Annotated in this window: 3 protein-coding genes; all 3 read left to right on the top strand. The window is 63.3% G+C overall.

Annotated elements, in window-relative coordinates:
* The first annotated feature begins 143 nt into the window (after positions 1-143).
* The 3 genes from A5481_RS32010 to A5481_RS32000 all read left to right on the top strand — a co-directional run bounded on the left by A5481_RS32010 (position 144) and on the right by A5481_RS32000 (position 2,483).
* Positions 144-599: an Rrf2 family transcriptional regulator gene (locus tag A5481_RS32010; protein WP_064504525.1), complete on the top strand. Its 456-nt coding sequence runs from the start codon at positions 144-146 to the stop codon at positions 597-599.
* 245 nt (positions 600-844) lie between these two features.
* Complete coding sequence (gene hchA, locus A5481_RS32005; protein ID WP_048437446.1) at positions 845-1,717, top strand: glyoxalase III HchA; 873 nt, start codon at positions 845-847, stop codon at positions 1,715-1,717.
* A 61-nt stretch (positions 1,718-1,778) separates the two neighbouring features.
* Positions 1,779-2,483 (top strand): PA1136 family autoinducer-binding transcriptional regulator, encoded by a 705-nt coding sequence (locus tag A5481_RS32000; RefSeq protein WP_048437449.1) that lies wholly within the window; start codon positions 1,779-1,781, stop codon positions 2,481-2,483.
* The last annotated feature ends 192 nt before the right edge of the window (positions 2,484-2,675 follow it).

The raw sequence follows: 2,675 nt of genomic DNA, 5'->3' as shown, positions 1-2,675 counted from the left end.
CTTCTCATAGTGCTGAGCAACCTTGTCCCACCGATCGGGGTTCTCGAACTCTCGCATCGCCGACGCTCCTGTTTCATGTAACTTCGTAAGTAGCGTAACGATCGATGGTTGACAATCTCAGCCGGAGCGTGGAGGAGTGCGGCGTGCGTACCGATAGCCGCCTCTCACGAACGCTCCACGTTCTTCTCCACATGGCCCGCTATGACGGACCGATGACGTCCGAGGCGATTGGGCGGATGCTCGGAACGAACCCCGTGGTCGTCCGCCGCACGATGGCGGGGCTCCGAGAAGCGGGCTACGTGAAATCGGAGAAGGGACACGGTGGCGGATGGACCATCGCCGCGAACTTGGCCGAAGTATCGCTTCTGGACATCCATCGCGCGGTTGGTGGTCCGCGGATCTTCGCGATCGGCAGCGATCATCCGAACCCTGATTGCGCCGTCGAGAAGGCCGTCAACGAGGCGCTGGAGGATACAATGCGCGAGGCCGAGGCGTTGTTGGTTGCGCGGCTTGGTGCGGTCAGCCTCGCCGAGTTTGCTCGAAGCTTTGACACGCAGCTTCACGCGCGCGGGTCAACCACCGCCGACACGTGCGGGTAAAACGGCACTTGGCGACGGCATCGGATCGATAGGGGAACGTCTGGTTTCGGCAGAGGCATCAAAGCCCGCTCTCCACCCTTCTCGGACTATCAATCGTGGATGGTGCAATCGCCGGAGCGACCTGAAAGCAGACGCGAGAGCCGGGAACTCCGCTACTTTCCTATCGCCCTGGTTGGGGGATTTCCCTCATTCGTGCCGCGCCATTCCGCGCGTAGGTTGGTCTTCATCCAACGAAGGAGGAGCGCATGGCCAGCAGCGATGACCTAAGCAAGCAACCGACCCCGGACGTGGCGGAGGACAATGCGTTTTTCCCCTCTGCCTACTCGCTCGGTCAGTTCACCTCCGGCAAGTCCGGTCTTGATGGGGCGAGCTACCCGAACGCCTATACGGGCGGGCAGCACAAAATCCTGATGATCGCCACGGACGAGCGCTACCTGCTCATGCAGAACGGCACCTTCTTCTCCACCGGCAACCACCCGGTAGAGATGCTGTTGCCCATGTACCACCTCGACAAGGCAGGGTTCGCTTTCGATATCGCCACGATCTCCGGCGAGCCCGCCAAGCTCGAACTCTGGGCCTACCCCAAGGACGACGCCGCGGTAGCCAGCATCTACGAGAAATACAAGCCGCAACTGAAAAGCCCGCTCAAGCTCGCCGACGTGGTGGCAAACGCTCTTGGGCCGGACAGCGCCTACGTCGCCGTCTTCATCCCCGGCGGTCACGGCGCGCTCAATGGCGTGCCGTTCAGCACCGACGTAAAGAAAGCGCTCGACTGGGCCTTGCGGGCGGACAAGCACATCATCTCACTGTGTCACGGCCCGGCAGCGCTACTCTCGGCCAAAATTGGCGAGGAGGAGAACCCGTTCAAGGGCTACAAGATCTGCTCGTTCCCCGACGCCATTGATGCCAAGACCCCAGAGCTGGGCTACATGCCGGGGGCTATGCCATGGTTCATCGGCGAACGCCTGCGCGCGGATGGCTTGGAGATCGTCAACACTGACATCAAGGGTACCGTCCACCAGGACCGCAAGCTCATTACGGGCGACAGCCCATTCGCCTCGAACAATCTCGGCAAGGCGGCCGCCGAAGCGCTGCTAGCCGAGTACGGGGCGAAGTAGCCCCATGCGTCCGATGGCGGGGGCGTCGCTCCCGCCGTCATACACGGAACTGAGGTTAGCGATGACTGAGCCTTGGGACGCGCTCAGCCTCATTGAGGCGGGTAGTGATCTCGCTGCGATCCAGCAAGCGGTCCACGATCTCGCTCAGCCGCTCGGCTACGACCGGATCGTGGTGTTCTCGATCACAGCGCGGCAGGACGAGTTGGTAGAGCGCATCTACTGGGTCGAGGGCGACTGGTTCGAGACGGGGGAGGCGGTTGATGCCCTCACCTACGTCCGCCGCTGCCCGGTCACGCGGCACGTCCTCGACACCGATCAGCCGTTCTTCTGGACCAAGACTTACACCGAGCAGGGCGCGCGCTACCGCGTCGTCAGCGTCCCTCAGGGCTCGGGCATCCACGGGCTCCAGGTTCCCGTGTTCGGGCACGCGGGTCTCGAAGGTGCGGTCAGCTTCGGCGGCGAGCGGATCGACGCTACGGCTCAAACCCGCATGACCCTTGCACTTCTTGGTACGGTGGCGTTCCAGGCCGCCCGTCGCTTGGTTGAGGACCATGTGCCGACCCGTGCGTCGCAACTCTCGGCACGCGAGCGGGAAATCCTGCGGTGGGTGGGGGCCGGGCGTCGCACGGCCGACATTGCGAGTACGCTTGGCCTCTCGGAGCGAACGATTGAGAACCACCTGCGGCGCATCCGACAACGACTTCGGGTAACGACGACTGCGCAGGCCGTCCAGACGGCGATCCGCTCCGGCGACATCGCGCCGTAGGACATCACGACCAGCACCGTCTGCTTCGGGCCGATTAGAGGACGTTCGCCGCGGGGCCGCCGAACTTCGGCTTACTACCCAAAGCGGATCGTTGGCGCGGCACTGCGAGGGACCGTTCGTTATTCCGGCCGTCCACAGGGGCATACCGTAACGGACAGCATCTGCGTCTAGTGCGGCCGGCCGATCCTCAGG

The organism is Methylobacterium platani (assembly GCF_001653715.1).
GTDB classification, from domain to species: domain Bacteria; phylum Pseudomonadota; class Alphaproteobacteria; order Rhizobiales; family Beijerinckiaceae; genus Methylobacterium; species Methylobacterium platani.
The sequence above is the reverse complement of the archived record's forward strand: the minus strand, read 5'-3'. Positions and strand labels throughout refer to the sequence as shown.

Coding starts and splice junctions, on each gene's coding strand:
- hchA (WP_048437446.1), top strand. CDS start 845: ATGGCCAGCAGCGATGACCTAAGCAAGCAACCGACCCCGGACGTGGCG.
- A5481_RS32000 (WP_048437449.1), top strand. CDS start 1,779: ATGACTGAGCCTTGGGACGCGCTCAGCCTCATTGAGGCGGGTAGTGAT.